General features: G+C 38.4%; 19 protein-coding genes and 1 pseudogene. 11 read left to right on the top strand and 9 right to left on the bottom strand.

What is annotated here, in order from left to right:
• Window positions 1-124 precede the first annotated feature (124 nt).
• Window positions 125-1,663 (bottom strand): threonine ammonia-lyase, biosynthetic, encoded by a 1,539-nt coding sequence (gene ilvA / locus FTT77_RS08750; protein WP_180007812.1) that lies wholly within the window; start codon window positions 1,661-1,663, stop codon window positions 125-127.
• A 107-nt stretch (window positions 1,664-1,770) separates the two neighbouring features.
• Between ilvA and rpiA the strand changes: the two genes are divergently transcribed.
• The 7 genes from rpiA (at window position 1,771) to FTT77_RS08715 (ending at window position 8,991) form a co-directional block, all read left to right on the top strand.
• Window positions 1,771-2,442 carry a ribose-5-phosphate isomerase RpiA gene (gene rpiA, locus FTT77_RS08745; protein WP_180004663.1) on the top strand — a complete coding sequence of 224 codons (672 nt, stop codon included), beginning with the start codon at window positions 1,771-1,773 and terminating at the stop codon, window positions 2,440-2,442.
• Window positions 2,443-2,657: 215 nt separating this feature from the next.
• Complete coding sequence (locus FTT77_RS08740) at window positions 2,658-3,335, top strand: SprT family zinc-dependent metalloprotease (protein WP_180007811.1); 678 nt, start codon at window positions 2,658-2,660, stop codon at window positions 3,333-3,335.
• A gap of 629 nt (window positions 3,336-3,964) precedes the next feature.
• Window positions 3,965-5,011 carry an N-acetyl-gamma-glutamyl-phosphate reductase gene (gene argC / locus FTT77_RS08735; RefSeq protein ID WP_180007810.1) on the top strand — a complete coding sequence of 349 codons (1,047 nt, stop codon included), beginning with the start codon at window positions 3,965-3,967 and terminating at the stop codon, window positions 5,009-5,011.
• A gap of 79 nt (window positions 5,012-5,090) precedes the next feature.
• Entirely contained in the window at window positions 5,091-5,840 is a 750-nt protein-coding gene (locus tag FTT77_RS08730; RefSeq protein ID WP_180054369.1) for a hypothetical protein, read from the top strand.
• Between the two features lie 18 nt (window positions 5,841-5,858).
• Window positions 5,859-6,272, top strand: a complete 414-nt coding sequence (gene clpS / locus FTT77_RS08725; RefSeq protein ID WP_078188641.1) for an ATP-dependent Clp protease adapter ClpS — start codon at window positions 5,859-5,861, stop codon at window positions 6,270-6,272.
• 12 nt (window positions 6,273-6,284) lie between these two features.
• A complete protein-coding gene (gene clpA, locus FTT77_RS08720; protein WP_180109202.1) occupies window positions 6,285-8,561 on the top strand; it encodes an ATP-dependent Clp protease ATP-binding subunit ClpA in 2,277 nt (758 codons plus the stop codon).
• 76 nt (window positions 8,562-8,637) lie between these two features.
• Window positions 8,638-8,991, top strand: a complete 354-nt coding sequence (locus FTT77_RS08715) for a YnfA family protein (RefSeq protein ID WP_180109209.1) — start codon at window positions 8,638-8,640, stop codon at window positions 8,989-8,991.
• Between the two features lie 50 nt (window positions 8,992-9,041).
• Here the strand turns inward: FTT77_RS08715 and FTT77_RS08710 are convergent, their stop codons facing one another.
• The 3 genes from FTT77_RS08710 to FTT77_RS08700 all read right to left on the bottom strand — a co-directional run bounded on the left by FTT77_RS08710 (window position 9,042) and on the right by FTT77_RS08700 (window position 11,296).
• Window positions 9,042-9,518, bottom strand: a complete 477-nt coding sequence (locus tag FTT77_RS08710; RefSeq protein WP_180109203.1) for a hypothetical protein — start codon at window positions 9,516-9,518, stop codon at window positions 9,042-9,044.
• 91 nt (window positions 9,519-9,609) lie between these two features.
• Window positions 9,610-10,530 carry an ornithine carbamoyltransferase gene (gene argF, locus FTT77_RS08705; protein WP_180109204.1) on the bottom strand — a complete coding sequence of 307 codons (921 nt, stop codon included), beginning with the start codon at window positions 10,528-10,530 and terminating at the stop codon, window positions 9,610-9,612.
• Between the two features lie 112 nt (window positions 10,531-10,642).
• The gene (locus FTT77_RS08700) at window positions 10,643-11,296 is read right to left on the bottom strand and encodes a TetR/AcrR family transcriptional regulator (protein ID WP_111883702.1); all 654 of its coding nucleotides are present in this window, start codon (window positions 11,294-11,296) and stop codon (window positions 10,643-10,645) included.
• 239 nt (window positions 11,297-11,535) lie between these two features.
• Between FTT77_RS08700 and prpB the strand changes: the two genes are divergently transcribed.
• Both prpB and prpC read left to right on the top strand, forming a co-directional pair.
• Window positions 11,536-12,420 (top strand): methylisocitrate lyase, encoded by an 885-nt coding sequence (gene prpB / locus FTT77_RS08695; RefSeq protein ID WP_078188636.1) that lies wholly within the window; start codon window positions 11,536-11,538, stop codon window positions 12,418-12,420.
• Between the two features lie 3 nt (window positions 12,421-12,423).
• The gene (gene prpC / locus FTT77_RS08690; protein ID WP_180007804.1) at window positions 12,424-13,560 is read left to right on the top strand and encodes a 2-methylcitrate synthase; all 1,137 of its coding nucleotides are present in this window, start codon (window positions 12,424-12,426) and stop codon (window positions 13,558-13,560) included.
• Between the two features lie 64 nt (window positions 13,561-13,624).
• On the opposite strand, the gene FTT77_RS08685 is transcribed toward prpC, so the two are convergent.
• Both FTT77_RS08685 and FTT77_RS08680 read right to left on the bottom strand, forming a co-directional pair.
• Window positions 13,625-14,242, bottom strand: a complete 618-nt coding sequence (locus FTT77_RS08685) for an aminotransferase (protein WP_180007803.1) — start codon at window positions 14,240-14,242, stop codon at window positions 13,625-13,627.
• Between the two features lie 79 nt (window positions 14,243-14,321).
• Window positions 14,322-14,798, bottom strand: a complete 477-nt coding sequence (locus FTT77_RS08680) for a CinA family protein (RefSeq protein WP_180007802.1) — start codon at window positions 14,796-14,798, stop codon at window positions 14,322-14,324.
• 236 nt (window positions 14,799-15,034) lie between these two features.
• On the opposite strand from FTT77_RS08680, the gene FTT77_RS08675 reads away from it, so the two are divergent.
• Window positions 15,035-15,265 (top strand): hypothetical protein, encoded by a 231-nt coding sequence (locus FTT77_RS08675; RefSeq protein WP_078190858.1) that lies wholly within the window; start codon window positions 15,035-15,037, stop codon window positions 15,263-15,265.
• Window positions 15,266-15,703: 438 nt separating this feature from the next.
• Here the strand turns inward: FTT77_RS08675 and FTT77_RS08670 are convergent, their stop codons facing one another.
• Window positions 15,704-16,909, bottom strand: a complete 1,206-nt coding sequence (locus FTT77_RS08670) for an alpha/beta fold hydrolase (RefSeq protein ID WP_180109210.1) — start codon at window positions 16,907-16,909, stop codon at window positions 15,704-15,706.
• A 272-nt stretch (window positions 16,910-17,181) separates the two neighbouring features.
• A pseudogene (locus FTT77_RS08665) lies at window positions 17,182-17,688 on the bottom strand (GNAT family N-acetyltransferase).
• Window positions 17,689-18,170: 482 nt separating this feature from the next.
• Between FTT77_RS08665 and FTT77_RS08660 the strand changes: the two are divergent.
• Window positions 18,171-18,533 (top strand): NirD/YgiW/YdeI family stress tolerance protein, encoded by a 363-nt coding sequence (locus tag FTT77_RS08660; RefSeq protein WP_180109205.1) that lies wholly within the window; start codon window positions 18,171-18,173, stop codon window positions 18,531-18,533.
• 336 nt (window positions 18,534-18,869) lie between these two features.
• Here FTT77_RS08660 and FTT77_RS08655 read toward each other — a convergent pair whose 3' ends face one another.
• Window positions 18,870-19,103 (bottom strand): DUF2171 domain-containing protein, encoded by a 234-nt coding sequence (locus FTT77_RS08655; protein ID WP_180090177.1) that lies wholly within the window; start codon window positions 19,101-19,103, stop codon window positions 18,870-18,872.
• Window positions 19,104-19,601: the final 498 nt, after the last annotated feature.

Genomic DNA, 19,601 nt, shown 5'->3' with positions numbered 1-19,601 from the left:
AAATTAACAACAATGACAGCGTTGATGAATTAATTTGATGAATTTATTTATTTTGATTCAGGAAATAGTTGATGCAAATAAAAAAGCTGGAACCTAGATCCCAGCTTTCATATAGAAATTTTACTTATTTCAAGAAACGTTGATAACCGAGGTTATTGGTAATCTCAACATATGGATAGGTAATATTTTCCAATGTTTCAATCAAACCATCTGGGTTTTGTTTCGCATCCGTTGCTTCCATACCCACCAATACACGACCTTCCGCAGCACCGTGGTTACGGTAGTGGAATAGGGTGATGTTATGCGTTGGGCCTAGACGTTCTAAGAAAGTCAGTAATGCGCCTGGACGTTCAGGGAATTCCACGCGGAATAGGCGTTCATTCTCGATATCGGCATGACCGCCAATTAAATAACGGATATGGAGTTTAGCCACTTCATCGTCTGAAAGATCGTCTACATCGTATTGGAATTTTAAGGTTTCAAAAATTTCCTGACGTTCTTTTTCGCCATTTTTGAGACTAATACCCACAAACACTTGAGCGGCACTTGAGTAGCTTGCGCGGTAGTTAAACTCAGTGATGTTACGGCCTTGTAGTGCGCGGCAGAATTGGAGGAATGAACCTTTTTCTTCTGGAATGGTCACAGCAAAGATCGCTTCTTTACGTTCACCCAGTTCAGTACGTTCTGCAATGTAGCGCAGACGGTCAAAGTTCATATTAGCGCCGCATACAATCGACACCATATTTTTATTTTCTAGACCATGCTCTGCAACATACTTCTTAATACCTGCAAGCGCCATTGCACCTGACGGCTCTACAATGCTGCGGCACTCATCAAAGGTATCTTTAATTGCAGCACAGATTTCATCTGTATTCACCAAAATAACGTCACGCTCAACAATTGGGCCTGAGTTATCTGATTTTTGTAGCTGAATCACTTCAAATGGTTTTTCACCAATTTGTGCAACTGCTGTACCGTCGGCAAAAAGACCAACAGATGGAAGAATGACACGTTCATTAGCTTCAAAGGCTGCTTTTAAACATGCTGATTCGTCATATTCAACAGGAATGACTTTAACATGCGGTGCCACATCACCTAAATAAGCAGCTACACCGGCAATGAGACCGCCACCGCCAACAGCAACAAATACATACTCTACATCACGCCATTGACGCAAAATTTCGTTGGCAATGGTTCCTTGACCGGCCATAACGAGTTCGTCGTCATAAGGTGGAATAAAGGTCATACCTTCATCTTTTGCACATTGGATTGCATATTTATTGGCTACGTCAAAAGAATCACCATGCAGAACTACCTCACCACCTAAGCGTTTAACCGCTTGTACTTTAATGTCTGGTGTGGTTTTAGGCATAACAATAATGGCGCGAATACCCAACTTTTTACCAGATAACGCCACGCCTTGAGCATGGTTACCTGCAGAAGCAGTAATAACGCCACGTTCCAACTGAGATTTCGGTAATTGACTAATACGGTTGTAGGCACCGCGTAGCTTGAAAGAAAAGACAGGTTGTAAATCTTCGCGTTTAAAGCGAATGTTATTGTTTAGTTTTTCACTAATTCGTGGCGCTGCTTCGAGTGGGGTTTCGATTGCAACGTCATAGACTGTTGCCTGTAATATTTGTCGAACCAAACGAGACAGCATGTTAATTTTCCATCTAACAGTTTAAAATAGGCGTTCATTGTAACAAACACCCGTACATTTGGGCTGTAAAATCAGCAACAAATGTCAAAAAATAGTTGAGCCAAGTTATGAGTCTGTATGCTACCCAAGATGAAAAGAAACAAGCTGCCGCAAAAGCTGCATTAAAGCATTTGCCAAAGGGCGGTATTTTGGGTGTTGGTACAGGAAGTACTGTGAACTTCCTCATCGAATTATTGCCAGAGCTTCAACTCGAAGCTGCGGTTGCCAGTTCTGAAGCAACTGCACAACGTTTGAAAAAATTAGGCATTGAAGTGGTTGATATGAACCATGTTGGTGGTTTAGATGCCTATGTGGATGGCGCAGATGAAATCGACCGTCATATGCACATGATTAAAGGCGGCGGCGCTGCGTTGACTCGAGAAAAAATCGTGGCGTCTATTGCGAAAAAATTCGTTTGTATCGTAGATGATTCTAAATGGGTTGATCAGTTGGCACGTGAATTTCCGCTTCCTGTAGAAGTGATTCCAATGGCACGTTCTGCTGTGGCACGTAAAATCGTTTCTTTAGGCGGCGATCCTGTGTACCGTGAAGGCGTAGTAACAGATAACGGTAATGTAATTTTAGACGTACACAACTTAAATATCCTAAATGCATTGGAACTTGAAAAAACTTTAAACAATATTCCGGGTGTAGTGTGTAACGGTATCTTTGCTCTAAACAAGGCGGATATTGCGGTTGTAGCCACTGATAACGGTATTGAAGAGCGTACAGCGGTTTAATCTATAGAAAATTTAAATGTAAATAGAGTTTCGATTTATATTTAAATTTCTAATGGAAGTTCCCTCTCCTTTGAGGAGAGGGTTAGGGAGAGGTCAATTTAAATGTCCCCCTCATCCTAACCTTCTCCCAGAGGGAGAAGGAACCCTCAATATACTTTTGAAAACTGCTTAAAGTTAAATTTTATGCATTATTAATAAGCTTTTAAAAAGAATAAATGACTCCCAACCTCCCTGAAATTCAAATCACCCGAAAATTACGTGCCACACGCTTAAGATTGCGAGTAGAACCAACTCAAATTAAATTAACAGTGCCGCAATTTTGTACACAGCGCCAAGTGCAAGATTTTCTGAAACAATCAGAACAATGGATGATTGAGACATGGCAGAAGCAGCAGGAAAAAGCAGGGCTGCAGGATCGAAGTCTGCCAATAAAATTAAAGTTATTTAATTTAGAACAACCGTTAATGGTTGTTTATCAAACGCAAAAACATTCATTTATCTTGGATGACGAAAGCCATCAACTATTCATCAGTGATCGACAGCCTGAGCAATATTTAAAAAGCTTTGTGATTGCTTATGCCAAAGAGTATTTACCAATTTATTTAAAGCAAGTGAGCAGTGAAACAGGCTTGAAATATGGTGATTGCTCAATTCGTCAGCCCAAAACGCGCTGGGGAAGCTGTTCAGCGCGCCATGATATTATGCTGAATAGCGCATTGGTGCTGTTTCCAGAGCAAGTTGTACGATATGTGGCTGTACATGAGTTAGCGCATACCAAGCACTTTGACCATAGCCCAAACTTTTGGGCTGAAGTGCAAAAGCATGATATAAATTTTCAGCAGCATCGAAAAATACTAAAAATGACGGCAATGCCTTGGTGGTGGGTGCTCTGAATTAAAGGCACTAAGTTGTAAACACTAAAGCATTTCTTAATATATTATTTCAATTAAATCAAATCCTTCTTGGTATGTAGGCGGTTCTAATGCGTAATAAACATTGGTTAATGCCATCAGATCGACTATTTCATCTGAAGGGCGTTGAGCGTTTCTTTTTATGCATACTTCGAGCGGGATTTGAAACCATACAGCAACGCATTTTTTACCCAATTATTTAGCTTGCTCAATTATCGGTAGACGTTCAGATTGCTTTACTAAAATAGCATCAAAAATAATATTTTCAGGTTCGCGGGATATTTGGTTTTTGGCCCAAGTTGATTTCCCAGCCCCTTGGCATCCGATCAATATATAAATGATTTTAACCTTTGGGTTAGTTTTTAATTCATGCTTAAAAGCGTCAAAACAGCATTGTCATGCTGGAATATTTCTTTCTTTAGTGAAGACACGACCTTGAGCTGTGGATAGGTAATGATCAGGATTTATATGCATGATCTGACTTAATAGGATTCAGAAGATAAGCTAACATTATAAAGTGAAGCTTTATATGTCAAAACAGTTCAGAAAACCGTAACTTCCTGTCATACTACGCAGTCATCAAATGGATACTTTGAATAGAGGTAAAGAGCGTGATTTCAGTAGGTATTGTCGGCGGTACAGGTTACACAGGTGTTGAATTACTGCGTATTTTACTGCGACACCCAAATGCAGAAGTGAAAGTTTTAACTTCGCGTACTGAAAATGGCCGCCGTGTGGATGATATGTTCCCAAGCTTGCGTGCACATACAGACCTTTGCTATTCAGATCTAAATATTGAAGAACTAAAACAATGTGACGTTGTATTCTTTGCGACGCCGCACGGTGTTGCAATGAAACACGCAGAAGAGTTAGTTGCTGCAAATACTAAAGTGATTGACCTTGCTGCTGACTTCCGCTTGCAAGACTTAGCTCAATTTGAGAAATGGTATGGCCTCGACCATGCTTGCCCAGAATTATTAAAAGATTCAGTTTACGGTTTGTCTGAATTAAACCGTGAAAAAATTCAAAAGGCTTCAGTGATTGGTAACCCAGGTTGTTACCCAACAACTGTTCAGCTCGGTTTAGCGCCAGTATTAAAAGCTGAAGGATTAGTGAAACCTGAAAGCATTATTATTGATGCAAAATCAGGTGTGTCTGGTGCAGGTCGTAAAGCCAGCCTGGGTATGATCTATTCTGAAAATGCAGATAACTTTAAAGCTTATGGTGTAGCGGGTCACCGTCATCATCCTGAAATTGTAGAAGCCTTAGAAAATATTTCAGGTCAAAAAGGTGTGTTTAATGAAATTTTATTCGTACCGCATTTAGTACCGATGATTCGTGGCATGCTCAGCACTATCTATATTGATTTGACAGACGCAGGTGCTTCTGCGGATTTACAAAGCATATATGAACAGTTCTATGCCAATGAGCAGTTTGTAGATGTTATGCCTGCAGGTAGCTCACCTGAAACACGTACTGTGCGTGGTGCGAACCAATTACGTATTGCGATTTGCAAACCTCAACCGAAAAAATTGGTGATTTTGGTGGCTCAAGACAACTTGGTGAAAGGTGCTGCAGGCCAAGCCGTACAAAATATGAACTTGATGTTTAGTTTTGCTGAAAATGCAGGACTTCAAGGCATTGGTTTATTACCATAAGAAACGATTTAAAACTTCACACACATTTAAAACTGGATTTTAATGTGTGCCTTGAGTGAATTAAAAATAAGAGATGACGATGTCGAATACAGAATCTAATTTCAAGTCAGAATCTGAAAACAGTGAAAAAACGCCTTTTATGAAGACGAATATGCCACTGGCGATTGGTGCAGTTGTACTTGCATTGAGCAGCGGTTTGCTCGGATATAGTATCGGTCATCGTCAGGGCTTAACTGTGGTCGGTTATGATGCAGATGCAGAGCAACTTGTTGATGTGGTGCAAAAGCAAAAAACTGAATTAGCAGGCCTAAATAAAAGTTTGAATGCGGCAATCCAAGAGCGTGATGTCGCTGTAAGTAATTCAAATGATTTATATTTGGCTGTTAAAAAAGCACGTGATGATCAAGAATTAACTGGTAATTTGAGTGTTTTGTATCGTGAAGTATTGCGCCAACGTGGTGGTATGCCTCTTGCAGTACAACATTTAGCGATTAAACCTTTACCTGAAAATGCGTATGAATACCAACTTGATCTCGTTCAAGTAAGTCCGTCAAAAAGTAATGTGTCTGGAAGTGTTGAGCTGCGTCTAATTAAGGGTACAGAAGTACTTGCAGTGCCTTTAGAAGACAAAAACTTTAACTTTAGCGAAAGTGAGCGACTCACTGGACGTTGGACCATGCCAAAAGGCTTTAGTCCAGACTTTATTGAAGTGCGTTTAAGCGGTTCTAAACCCGTTATTCGCCGTTTTAGCTGGTCGAAAGGTCAGCCTGTTGAAAATCAATCTGCCTTCCTTTCAGAAATTCCTCAAACTGAAGCAAGTGCAAACTAAGTGTGAAACCTAAATCCTATGCGAACCAATAAGCGTCAAACGTGTTTATCTGACATTAAAAATTCATTTTACCAATCTGGTTTAGTGGACTGGCATCTAAACCCGACTCTCAGCCAAGGTACGCAGGATGATGGTGATTCAGACATTCAAGTATTGACTGCGCCACCTGAGTTAAAGCGTCCTCCTATGTATGCTGTCGTTTTAATGAACGATGATTACACCCCAATGGACTTTGTAATTGAAATTTTACAACAATACTTTGCTTTGAATCTTGACCAAGCCACTCAAGTAATGCTAACTGTACATTATGAAGGAAAGGGTGTTGCAGGGGTTTATCCGCGAGACATCGCAGAGACTAAAGCAAATCAGGTCAATAATTACGCTCGGTCGCAAAGTCATCCATTACTTTGTCAGATTGAGCCAAAAGATTAATAAGGGGATTACATGCTCAGTCGTCAATTAGAAGTATCACTACGTTTGGCTGTCAGCATGGCTCGTCAAAAGAGACATGAATTTTTGACGGTAGAACATTTATTATTGGCTTTACTGGATAATGATTCCGCTGTTAATGCATTGAAAGCATGTGGTGCAGACATTATTGTGCTTCGCAAAGAACTTGAAGAATACGTAGAACAACATACCCCAAAGCTTGGCGAAAATAGCGATCAAGCACCACATCCTACAGAAAGTTTTGATCGCATTTTGCAACGTGCAATTTTCCATGTGCAATCGAGTGGTAATGACCGCACAGTAGAAGGTGCAGACATTTTAGTTGCGATGTATTCAGAGCGTGATTCATTTGCGGTGTATTTACTTAAACGCCATCAAATCAACCGTTTGACATTAACGCAGTATTTGTCACATGGCACACGTAAAGATGAAGTCCAAGCCGAAGAAGAAATTGAAGAGCTCGATGGTGAAAGTGCTACGTCTTCAAATTCTGGCCCATTAGAGCTTTATACGACTAATCTCAATGTTGAAGCTCAAAAAGGCAAAACAGATCCACTGATTGGTCGTGAAAAAGAGATTGAACGTACAGCTCAAATTCTATGCCGTCGCCGTAAAAATAACCCACTTTTGGTGGGTGATCCGGGTGTAGGTAAAACTTCGATTGCTGAAGGTTTGGCTTGGCTCATTGTAAATGGCAAAGCTCCTAAACCGCTTGAAAATGCAGAAATATTTAGTTTAGACATTGGTGCTTTAGTTGCAGGAACTAAATACCGTGGTGATTTTGAAAAGCGTTTAAAACAACTGTTAAATGCATTGAAGAAAAAGCCCGAAGCTATTTTATTTATTGATGAAATTCATATGATCATCGGTGCAGGCTCAAGTATGGGCAGCACGATGGATGCATCGAACCTCATCAAACCAGCTTTGGCGAATGGTACTTTACGTTGTATCGGTTCAACGACTTTCCAAGAATACCGTCAAGTTTTTGAAAAAGATCATGCATTATCTCGTCGTTTCCAAAAAATTGATGTCAATGAACCATCTATTTCAGAAACGATTGATATTCTGCGTGGCTTAAAAGGTAAATTTGAAGAATTCCATCATGTGAAATACGAAGATCAAGCGTTGGTTTCTGCGGTTGAACTATCAGCGAAATTTATCAATGATCGTTTCTTACCTGATAAAGCCATTGATGTGATTGATGAAGCTGGTGCGCAGCGTCGTTTAAAAGCTGAGCAAGATGATACGGTCATTTCAGTTGAAAACATTGAAGATATCGTTTCGAAAATTGCTCGTATTCCACCGAAAACTGTGTCTAAAGATGACAAGAGCGTCCTTGAAAATCTTGAGCGTGATCTGAAACGTGTGGTGTTTGGTCAGGATGAAGCGATTGAAGCGCTTGCATCTGCGATTAAATTATCTCGTGCGGGTCTTAAAGCCCCAGATAAGCCAGTGGGTAATTTTGTCTTTGCGGGTCCTACAGGTGTGGGTAAAACTGAAGTCACTAAGCAATTGGCGAAATTATTAGGCGTCGAGCTTGTACGTTTTGATATGTCGGAATACATGGAGCGTCATGCAGTATCTCGTTTAATTGGTGCGCCTCCGGGTTATGTGGGTTTTGATCAAGGAGGTTTGCTGACCGACGCGATTCATAAAAATCCGCATTGCGTGCTATTACTAGACGAAATTGAGAAAGCACATCCAGATGTCTTTAATTTGTTACTTCAAATTATGGATCATGGTTCATTAACGGATAATAACGGTCGTAAGTCTGACTTCCGTAACGTCGTGTTAGTGCTGACGACTAATATTGGTGCAGAATCAATTTCACGTGTGAGCATTGGTTTCATGGATCAAGATAACAGTAATGATAACCAAGACGCGATGAAAAAAGCCTTCTCTCCGGAGTTCCGTAACCGTTTAGATGGAGTTATTCAATTTAAAGCATTACCAACTACGATCATTGAAAGTGTGGTTGATAAGTTCTTAACAGAGCTTCAGGCACAGTTAGATGATAAGAAAGTAGTTCTTGAAGTTGATCAAGATGCACGTGAATGGATGGCTGAGCAAGGATATGATCGCTTGATGGGCGCTCGTCCAATGCAGCGTTTAATCCAAGAGCATTTGAAAAAACCGCTTGCTGAAATGATTTTGTTTGGTGAGCTTGCGGAACATGGCGGCAATGTTGCTGTTTCAGTGAAGAAAGAAAATGGCAAAGCTGTGGGCTTAAAACTCGAAGTGTTTGAAGACCAAACCGCTGAACCTGCTTAAGTAATTTATTTAACGAAAACCCGTGCTTGCACGGGTTTTTTATATTTATTCGACGCTAGATTTGGATTTTTCAATGATGGATATATCATTTACAAAAGTGCTGACCACATTTGGTTTATTTGCACTAACAGCACTGATGGAAATTTTAGGTTGTTACTTCCCATATTTGATTTTAAATCAGCAAAAAACGCAGTGGTTATGGATTCCAACAGCGCTTGCATTGGCTGCATTTGTTTGGTTATTGACGTTGCATCCAGCAGCTTCGGGTCGTATCTATGCAGCCTATGGCGGAATCTACATTTTTTCTGCGTTACTGTGGTTGCGTTTTGTAGATCACGTAACTCTAACGCGATGGGATATGCTAGGTGGCATCATTGTATTAGTGGGTGCAGCTGTGATTGCATTACAGCCTCAAGGTTTAATTCGTTAAGTTAAAAAACATTGCAGAAGTTAAACCAAGAGCTATAAGAAATCAGATGTTTATTTAAATTTACATTCAGCATTGTGGATTTTTATTTCGTATTTCTGTTGAGGTGAAGATAAATCCATTTCTAATATATATGGATTTACACGTTGAAATTGATGCTCAAATAACAATTCACAATTTTGTAGAGAATTCTTTTTGATCAGTTGTTTGACTTGCTGTTGACCCACCGATTCTGCAAATTGTGTAAAGTCAGGTGTGGTGATAATTCCTTCGATCTCTATTTTATCTGCTGAAACTTCCATTTTTTCCATCAACATATTTTGGTCAACTTGATAAGGAAGAGTACGAGAGTCTTCGTCACTTATGGCAGAAAGTATTTCATCTAATGCTGTCTTATTTTTAATTTGATATGAAGCATCCAAAATTCCTTTTTTTACGAGGTATTGATCTAACTCAGTTGGAGATGCTGCAAATGTAACGGTGCTTAGGCCCAAAGAGACTAAAATTAAAAAGCGTTTTTGAATGTGCATATTTTAAATCACTTATAAAAGTTATGGTTTTATTAAAGCACGCAAAAACAAAAAAAGCACCCTAAGGTGCTTCATTTATCTAAGTAAAACCTTAGTCTTTTTTAAGATTTTCGTTAATTAAAAATTCAACAAGTGCTTTTTGTGCATGTAAGCGATTTTCAGCTTCATCCCAAACCACGGCATTTTTGTGATCAAGCATATTTTCAGAAATTTCTTCGCCACGATGCGCAGGTAAGCAGTGCATAAATAGGCAGTCAGCGTGAGCAAGATCCATCAGGCGTTCATTCACTTGATAATCTGCAAACGCTTTTTCACGAATTTTTTGTTCTTCTTCTTGGCCCATACTTGCCCAAACATCTGTCACGATTAAATCTGCATTAACTGCAGCATCTTCTGCAGAATCAACAAGTTCAACACAGTGTGCAAATTCAGATAAAAATTCTGCTTTAGGTTCATAGCCCTTAGGTGTAGCGATTTTTAATTTAAAGCCCCACATATGAGCCGCTTCAATATATGAGTTACACATATTGTTGCCATCACCAATCCAAGCAACCGTTTTACCTTCAATAGAACCACGGTGTTCAACAAATGTTTGAACATCGGCAAGTAATTGGCAAGGGTGGTGATCATCTGTTAAGGCGTTGATGACAGGAACTTTTGAATAAGAAGCAAAACGTTCAACAATGTCATGACCAAAAGTACGAATCATCACAATATCAAGCATGCTTGAAATCACGCGTGCAGAATCTTCCACTGGCTCGCCACGACCTAATTGAGAGTCGCGAGATGAAAGGAAAATTGCGCTACCACCAAATTGGCTCATTCCTGCTTCAAACGATACACGTGTACGGGTGCTCGATTTCTCAAAAATCATGCCCATGACTTTACCAACGAAAGGTTGGAAAACTTCATTGTTATGCTGTTTGCGCTTGAGTTCGATACCGCGCTGTACAATTTGATTAAGTTCTAAAGTCGATAAATCGCGTAAAGTTAGAAAGTGACGTAGAGCCATTGTTACTCCACAATAATTGCTGAATCAAAAAACAAAACAACAATTAGTTGTTGGTTGGTTAGAGAAAAAGGAATCGATTAATATACTATAAGAGAGGTAAATTGCAAAAAATCTAGCGCTTTTGGTGACCGTCTAGGAAACGATCGACGCAATAACTGATGTAATTGATGGTTTCTTGATCATTTTCATCAATGGTGATGCCCATGAGAACGCGCCATTCTAAATTACGCAAAATTCCAAAATAAAATTGAGCCGAAAACAACGGGTTTTCACAATACAGCAAACCGTGTTGATGTGCTTGATACAAAATTTCTGCAACGGTGTTCTGAATTTGTTTCGGACCTTGCTCATGAATATAACGTGCTATTTCAGGATTACGTCCTGTTTGTTCTAAGACTAGCCGCATAAATGCAGCATTTTCAGGCATCACAATATGCTGATGAAAGTCACTTAAAGTATTGATGAGATAAGCACGAATATCGGTGTCAGGGCTCACCGTAAATGGTAGGCAAATATCTTTGAAAAATAAGCAGCGACGATAGTCACAAATGGCCTTAAATAATCCGTCTTTATTACCAAAATATTTATAGATTGACGCTTTTGAACCACCTGCATGATTCACGATGTCATCTAATGAAACTGCATCAAAACCACGTTTTAAAAAAAGCTCCGTAGCACTTTCTAAAAGCGCAACACATCGTTCATGTCCGCGCCGCGTTTGTGGCTGGTCATGCGTTAGAGGTTCAATGTGTATTAAATCTTGCATAAAGTGATAATTTTTAACAAAAAAAGAGCTGATTTGACGATAATTATAGCAAAAAAATTAGTACTTTTCTGCTTTGCTTATAAATTAGAGATCTTTGACTAAAGAATAACAACAGATAGGTGACAAGTGAAATATTTGACTAAAGTTTTAGAGTTAATATTCTACAAAGCCATAGAGTTAGGAAAAAATATGGATATACTCAAACTTCGAAAATTAAAGTAAATGCCGTGGAAAGGAATATGACACAACAAACGTCTGCAGGCTTAAGATTTAGACAAGCATTAGAAGTAGAAAAGCCGTTACAAATCATTGGTACCGTAAATGCCTATGCAGCTATGATGGCGAAAGAAGTCGGCTATAAAGCGATATATTTATCTGGTGCAGGTGTTGCGAACTATTCATATGGTTTACCTGACTTAGGCATGACCAGTTTAGACAATGTTTTGGAAGATGTTCGTCGTATTACCGAACGTGTAGACACGCCATTACTTGTCGATATCGATACAGGTTGGGGCGGTGCATTTAACATTGCTCGTACTGTGAAACAAATGATTGCTGCGGGTGCAGCAGCGGTGCATATCGAAGACCAAGTGGCACAAAAACGTTGTGGTCACCGTCCAAACAAAGAAATTGTGTCACAACAAGAAATGGTTGACCGTATTAAAGCGGCAGTCGATGCAAAAACCGATTCAAATTTTGTGGTGATGGCACGTACAGATGCATTACAAAAAGAAGGTTTGCAGGCAGTGATCGACCGCGCATGTGCATGTGTAGAAGCAGGAGCAGATGCGATCTTTGCTGAAGCAATGACAGACATCACCATGTACAAAACAGTCTGCGATGCTGTGGGTGTACCAGTATTGGCAAATATCACAGAGTTTGGTGATACCCCTTACTACACCAAAGAAGAATTAGGCGAGCAAGGCATTTCAATGGTGCTTTATCCATTGTCTCCGACACGTGCAATGCAAAAAGCGGCACTCGAAGTGATGCATGCAATCCGCAATGACGGTACACAAGTCAATGTACTGGATAAAATGCAACAACGAAAAGAACTCTATCAATTCCTCGATTATCACACTTTTGAAAATACCTTAGATAAATTGTTCACTGAAGGAAAATAAAAAATGGCTGAAGGAAAAGTACTCACGGGCGCAGGACTGCGCGGACAAGTAGCGGGTAAAACTGCACTTTCAACTGTAGGCAAAAGCGGTGCGGGCTTAACCTATCGTGGTTATGACGTTCAAGACTTGGCAGAAAACTGTCAGTTTGAAGAAGTTGCGTACCTGATTTTCTTTGGTGAATTGCCAACAACAGAACAATTAGCAGCATACAAAGCTAAACTCAAATCATTGCGTCAATTGCCACAAGCGTTGAAAGAAGTATTAGAACGTATTCCTGCGGACTCACATCCAATGGATGTGATGCGTACAGGCGTTTCAATGTTAGGCAACCTTGAAACTGAACAATCGTTTGAACAACAACAAGATGTTGCAGACCGTATTTTGGCAACGCTACCTGCGATCATTTGCTACTGGTACCGTTTCAGCCATGATGGTGTACGTGTAGAAGAAAACACCGATGATGATTCAATCGGCGCTCAATTCCTACATTTACTGCGTGGCGAAAAACCAAATGAATTGCACGAGCAAGTGATGAACGTATCACTGATTTTGTATGCAGAGCATGAGTTTAACGCATCTACATTCACAGCGCGTGTATGTGCATCAACATTGTCAGATATGCATTCATGCATCACAGGTGCAATTGGTTCACTACGTGGCCCATTACATGGCGGTGCGAACGAAGCTGCGATGGAAATGATTGAAAACTGGACGTCTCCAGAAGAAGCTGAACGTGAAATGCTCGGCAAACTTGAGCGTAAAGAAAAGATCATGGGCTTTGGTCATGCGATCTATAAAGACAATGATCCACGTAATGGCATCATCAAAATTTGGTCTGAACGCCTAGCTAAAGACGTCGGTGATACTGTGCTTTATCCAGTATCAGTACGCTGTGAAGAAGTGATGTGGCGCGAGAAGAAATTGTTCTGTAATGCAGACTTCTTCCATGCATCTGCATACCATTTCATGGATATTGCAACCAAATTATTCACGCCAATCTTTGTGATGAGCCGTGTAACAGGTTGGGCAGCGCATGTGATGGAACAACGTGCGGACAATCGTATTATTCGCCCAAGTGCGGACTATACAGGTCCGGAATTACGTAAAGTTGTGCCAATTGCAGAGCGTTCTGCAGCATAATTTTAAGTGTAATAAAAAAGCCTCAAAAGAGGCTTTTTTATTATTTGTTATTTAATTTAACAATCTATTTGGTTAATAAAACTGGATCTTCAACGCTATATCCTGTTTCAAATGGAATCCCTAGATATTTAACAGTTACTAAATAAAAAGGCTTTTGCACTACACGATAAGTTTTAGAGATTTTTAAACCTTCTTTATAGGTCTCAGCCTTTTGTACAGCGCTTTTATACTGCGAATTTTTAACACGATATTGATAGGTCCATTTATCAATGGTTTCAGTGGGGTCATACCATGATTTTGCAGTGCCATTCTTGGTTGTTAATACCTGTATTCGAGCATTATTGTTATTTACTGGTGTTAATTCGACCAAACGTTTTTTTATTTTCGCGATTTCTTTATCAAACTGGGTGCTGTCTTGATCGTAATCAATCCGTTTTGTCTTTGGATTAATATACAAAGACTTCACTGTAATTAATTGCGTCGGTTTTTGGCTATTTAATTGATAATAATATAATTGTGGTAAACGACCACGACCATCTTCAAAATGACGCATTAAATAGATTTTTTGGTCTTTTTTATCAAAACCTAAAACCTCAATGGTTTGAGGGCCGCCTACCGTAGCCAAAGCAGAGCAGGACAGTAGTGTGCTAATTGCGAATGCATTGAAATGACGTAGCTGCATTTTCTTGTCCTGATGAGAAAAATTTCTCAATACAGTATGCTATGCAAAATGATATTTAAATATGAAGATTATGTATGTTTTATTCTGCATTTAAGATGTCTAATACACTGTGAGCAACATTTTCAGTTAACTGATCTAAGCGTTCTAAAGCTGTACCTAAAATAAAATAGTGGTAATTATAAATACGACTGTCATGTAAGATTGAAATATAAAATGTTCCTTCGGGTTTTTCTACAGTTGCGCTGCCACCGGATTTGAGTAATCCAGTGCAGGCAACCACAAAGTTTGCACGTGAAAAAAGCTGTTGTCCGTGCTCAGCCATCGCTTGAGTCACTTCTGCCGATTCGGCCGTATATTGTTCTATCAGTAGAGGATCTACTTTTAAAATTTCACGCTTGATCGACGGATCATAGCTGACCAGACCACCTAACAAGATATCTGCACCACTATTCTTATAAATTGAAAATTGGCTACATAAATAACCAGAGCTTGCACTCTCGATAAATGCGATAGTCATGGATTTTTGTTCTAAAGCATCGCAACACTGTTTAAGCATGTGCTTACCCCAAAGTAGAATGGTGAATGATCATTAGTATTCTTAAAATTTTAGCATTGATTCCGCTCGCCTGTAATTTCACTAAAAGTCTAAGTTGGTACTGTGGGTGTTGTGGAATTCACAAAAATAGCGTGATTGCTTAGAAGCTGTACGAAAATATGAAATAAAGGTTTTTTCGGAAGGAAAACGATGTTAAAACTTAAAATAAAGAGCGTAACAAAAGTAGGTTTATTTCAATGAAAACGACTGTTAAATATGTAGTATTAAAAAGCCTAGACTATCAATTGGGCACGCCACTTTTTCAAGAAGAATTAGACGCAGATAGCCTGTATTTTGATCAAATTCCGGCTGTAATTCAGTATCAAAATCATCAATTCAAAGTGAAAAGTAAAGAGTTAAAGCGTGTTTATTTGGCTGAAGAAAATGAAGACATGCAAACCATTATTGTGAAAGTACTTGCTGTTTAATTTCGATCAATTTGTAGTATTAATAATACAGTTCTCATTGAGTTGGGAACTGTATTTTTGTATTTGCCTGATTCAAACTTTAGATAAGTCTAGATTCAAAAGTAATACATATTTTTTTAATGATCACTTGATCCATAGCTCTAGCTATTCGACCAACGGCTATTTAATCCACTAGATATTATTGAGTATAATTTATTTATTTTTTCATGGGGGGAAGAAATAATGGATTTATTTAAATTTCTAAAAAGCTTTAATACAACGGGTACTTATTTATTCATTTCAACTATTTCTTTGATTTGTTTAGTTGTGTATTTTTATTTTATTAATCCAAATTGATCTAGGCTGACAGCCAACATCTTTATGTTTGAATAAAAAACTTAATAAATAAAATTACATAATGAATTTTCTATCAAAAATATTGATATAAAATTTTAAGTATTAGTTTATTGGGCAGGTATTTAAATACGTCTTATTCTCAATTGAGTGAATAAAGTTGTCGATTAAATATTCGCTTTGTTTGAGTGAATCACGATGGTCACCATTTTTAATTGGGTGAAAGGCTATGGGTTTATTTTCCTTGCAGACTTTTTGGTAATAAGCATGGACACCCCGATAATCTACCAATTGATCTTGATCACCTTGTACTAACAGTAAAGGTACCTGAGGTGTCATAAATTCGATCGACTGTTTTTTTAAATAACGGGTCAATGGCGTTAAATCTACATTGGGTTTAAAAACAGTTTTTGGCGATACTTTTAGTTCATTTTGTAGTTCTGATAAGCAGCGATTGCGAGCTTGATTGAGGATTTTCTGCATTTCTGGGCTGACAAAATCTTTTGCTGAAAGTGTAGGCTCTGCAGCTTCAGCACCTAACAGGACTATAGGTAAAAATGCTGCAACGCTCGGATCAATATTAGACTGATTTGCGACATATTCAGCAATCCCTTCATATTGGTAACCGCCGGGTGCCAATGCAATTGCGCCGCGTAAATTGAGTTCTGGGGCATTCTTTTGTCCAAACGCTGCTACGGTTAGGGAAGCAGCGCCGCCTTGACTGTGGCCCATGACATACCAGTTTTTACTCAATTTTACTGATTTTAATTGATGCATCGCACGGACTGCATCAACGACAGTGTGTAACTGACTTTGAGCATTCATATAGGGGTGGCCGCCTGGTGTACCTAAACCTTGATAATCCGGCGCAACGACTGCATAGCCACGAGCAAGCCAAGCGTTTAAAGCTTTGGCTGCAATTTGTTGGTATATGTGAACGGGTCCATCTGCATAATCACCCGAAGGGGCGCAGGTATCAGCTACACCAGTTGTACCATGTGCCCAAGCCAAAACTGGCCAGCCGCCCTTAGGGGCTTTACCCTTAGGTAATAGGACATATCCAGAAGCAACAATCGGTTCTGAATGAACACCTCGGCTTCGATAACTGATGATATATCGTTCTGCTGCATTACTAAAAAGATCAGGCGTTTGGACTTGTAAAGATAGTATTGTACCGGGTGTAAGGGCTGTTATATTGGCGATTTGACCTTCATTTATCTTGGAAGGTACAGGAGATGCAGATGTGTATGTTGAAGCTAGACAAATACAGCTAGCAACCAATTTGAGAATATAATGCTTTGTTTCCATTATGGGCGCCGTCTTCTTTTCAAAAGGTTAATTTCAAGTTTTCACGTTGTTTCATTTATTCTATGAATTTTTAATATAGTGACTAATATGCATAAAATAAAGTTCGAAGTTGATTTTATTTTTTTGATTTGAAAATAATAAATTGTAGTGGATAAATATGAATTTACTCACAATGTTTATGCTGAAAATATAGCCTTTTGTTATTTCCCTTAAAACTAAGCCGCCCAAATGAGCGGCTTTTATGCATGAAAATATAGGAGAAATATAGACATTTTTTACTCAGTTGCATTAAAGGCTTCATGATAGTGAACCTCACCAGTAGGAATATGGTCGATGAAGCTGATAGCCTGAAAGTATTCTTGAGGTACGTTTGGTAACCTTAAACGAGGATATGATTTAAAACCAAACTAATGGTAATAATTCGGATCACCTAGCAGAACACAGCCATTTGCTCCTAATTGTTTTAGTTTCTCAAGTGATGCTTTCATGAGTAAAGTACCGATGCCCATACCTTGTTTATTTGGCAAAACGGAAATTGGACCTAAACCATACCAGCCCATTTCACCTGAGGAGATTGAGACTGGCGAAACAGCAACATGACCCACGAGGGTATTGTTCTCAAGCGCGACTAAGGAAATCGTGAGTTTGTCATGTTCTCGAAGGCTATTCACAATAAATTGCTCAGTATGACTGGAGTGTTCTACATTTAAAAAAGCGGCTTTGGTTAATTCTGCAATATCATGTATATCTTCTGGTTTTTCGTCTCGAATTATAAAACTCATCAAGATTCTCCTATTAAAGCAAAATATATATGTTGTTGAAGTAAATCAGATAGTGAGTGAAATGGCGATTTTTTAATGCTTATGATACTTTTATGGGTTAGAAGTATCCTATCACTGAATAATTAAAGTAATGAATTTTCTTGTTTATTTTCAAAAATATATGCTTTTCAAATACTTTAATAAAAATTAATTTGTATACTCATCTGATTTTATTAAAGCCATTTTGATGTAAAAATATACAACTTTGAAAATCTTATAAGTTTCTGTAAATACTAATGAATAGATGCTAATGCTTAATTTCTAATCTAGTACAAACTAACAGGATTCTACTTTTACATTTATATGTTTTATAGTTAACCGTAGTCCCATTCACTTCATTTGAAGGGGATTTTACACTTGAAAGATATGAAAATTATCCAAATATATTAGACTGAAAAGTCTTATAGTTCGTAGAACAGAATTAATTAATAGGAGTCATAAGTATGAAAAAAATACTTTGTGCAGTACTTGGTGGTTTTGCCTTATTCAGTGTAAATACATCATTTGCAAAGTCCGATGCAGCGTTATTAAAAGAAGCTGAAAAAAATGTTGTAACAATTGCCCAAGCAAAAAAATTATCAGATGAATCTGGTGTAACGCTAAAAGGAAAAATCACTAAACATATTGCAGGTGATGATTTTGAGTTAAGTGATTCAACAGGTGCGATCAATATAGACGTTGATGATGATTTATGGAAACCGCTTAAACTCAAAGTGGGTGATCAAGTGCATGTAGTCGGGGAGGTTGATACTCATCGTATTAAACCTACTGATATTGATGTAATTCATATTGAGCGTACAAAATAGGTTTTTGGATTTAAATATTTATAGATGCACCTAAATTCATTCTATTTAAGAAAGCTCTCAATTGAGGGCTTTCTTATTTTTAATTCAATACACAGTAACCTTCATGCTTTGTTAGTGTAGAGCTTTAACACATATATAGGCCTAAGTATGAAAGCGTTAGCAATTATAAGCGTGGTACTAGTATTGGGGCTGGTAGGTTGCCAGCAAAAAGATAGTAATGAAAATGAGGAGACAACAACACCTCATACATTAGATAAAGACTAACTTCCTCCAATGACAATTCTCAGAAGACATTAAAAAAACCCTCACTAAGAGGGTTTTTTTAGGATTGAGCTTTTAAGCTTCAACCCAAGTATCTTTAACTTCTTGAGAGTCTTTAGTCAGTACAATTTTATTGTCTGTAATTTCACCAACCCATGAAACTGGAATTAAGTGGTGATGGCCGTCACCATGTTTAGTCAGTTTAATTTGATCCGAACCTTGCAAGTGGTCAACTTCACCGACTTTAGTACCGCAAGAAGCAATAACATCTGCATGATTTTTAATATTTTCAACATTAATAGTAGTCATTGGAATATTTTCCTATTTCAATGTGAGTGAACATTTAGCCTATCGTAAATATGTCGTGTTATCCGGGATTGAAATAGAAGGGATACAAAGGGCTTTATGTTCTTACGTTCTTGACCAGATAAATTACATTGTATTATTTGGAAATAAGTTTTGATTTGAGCGTTTTACGGCCCATTTATAGTGTTTTGGATATTTTTTATCTTTTGGAAATGCGAAAACTTGCAAATATTGTCTTAATTTGCAATCCTTTTGGTCAAGGGTGTCTGGTTAATTTAAGGCAGGTATTTGTTGTAGTCGGGCCGCTATAACGCGGATAACGAGTGCCTGTATGTTTAATTTCAAGATTTTTAACAAAGTCTCTACGGAAGTATAGAGGTGGATCAGGAAATTTGAACAACACTTATAAGTGATATTTTGCTCCCCAAATGATGTTATAAACATCAATATATGGAGTATTTTATGGCACGTAGACCAAGAAGAAATCATTCAAACGACTTT

The organism is Acinetobacter sp. YH01010 (assembly GCF_013420775.1).
Lineage (GTDB): Bacteria > Pseudomonadota > Gammaproteobacteria > Pseudomonadales > Moraxellaceae > Acinetobacter > Acinetobacter amyesii.
The sequence above is the reverse complement of the archived record's forward strand: the minus strand, read 5'-3'. Positions and strand labels throughout refer to the sequence as shown.

Coding starts and splice junctions, on each gene's coding strand:
- FTT77_RS08685 (WP_180007803.1), bottom strand. CDS start 14,242: ATGCAGCTACGTCATTTCAATGCATTCGCAATTAGCACACTACTGTCC.
- prpB (WP_078188636.1), top strand. CDS start 11,536: ATGACACAACAAACGTCTGCAGGCTTAAGATTTAGACAAGCATTAGAA.
- FTT77_RS08715 (WP_180109209.1), top strand. CDS start 8,638: ATGGATATATCATTTACAAAAGTGCTGACCACATTTGGTTTATTTGCA.
- prpC (WP_180007804.1), top strand. CDS start 12,424: ATGGCTGAAGGAAAAGTACTCACGGGCGCAGGACTGCGCGGACAAGTA.
- FTT77_RS08740 (WP_180007811.1), top strand. CDS start 2,658: ATGACTCCCAACCTCCCTGAAATTCAAATCACCCGAAAATTACGTGCC.
- FTT77_RS08660 (WP_180109205.1), top strand. CDS start 18,171: ATGAAAAAAATACTTTGTGCAGTACTTGGTGGTTTTGCCTTATTCAGT.
- rpiA (WP_180004663.1), top strand. CDS start 1,771: ATGAGTCTGTATGCTACCCAAGATGAAAAGAAACAAGCTGCCGCAAAA.
- FTT77_RS08655 (WP_180090177.1), bottom strand. CDS start 19,103: ATGACTACTATTAATGTTGAAAATATTAAAAATCATGCAGATGTTATT.
- FTT77_RS08700 (WP_111883702.1), bottom strand. CDS start 11,296: ATGCAAGATTTAATACACATTGAACCTCTAACGCATGACCAGCCACAA.
- FTT77_RS08675 (WP_078190858.1), top strand. CDS start 15,035: ATGAAAACGACTGTTAAATATGTAGTATTAAAAAGCCTAGACTATCAA.
- clpS (WP_078188641.1), top strand. CDS start 5,859: ATGCGAACCAATAAGCGTCAAACGTGTTTATCTGACATTAAAAATTCA.
- FTT77_RS08730 (WP_180054369.1), top strand. CDS start 5,091: ATGTCGAATACAGAATCTAATTTCAAGTCAGAATCTGAAAACAGTGAA.
- FTT77_RS08680 (WP_180007802.1), bottom strand. CDS start 14,798: ATGCTTAAACAGTGTTGCGATGCTTTAGAACAAAAATCCATGACTATC.
- ilvA (WP_180007812.1), bottom strand. CDS start 1,663: ATGCTGTCTCGTTTGGTTCGACAAATATTACAGGCAACAGTCTATGAC.
- FTT77_RS08710 (WP_180109203.1), bottom strand. CDS start 9,518: ATGCACATTCAAAAACGCTTTTTAATTTTAGTCTCTTTGGGCCTAAGC.
- clpA (WP_180109202.1), top strand. CDS start 6,285: ATGCTCAGTCGTCAATTAGAAGTATCACTACGTTTGGCTGTCAGCATG.
- argF (WP_180109204.1), bottom strand. CDS start 10,530: ATGGCTCTACGTCACTTTCTAACTTTACGCGATTTATCGACTTTAGAA.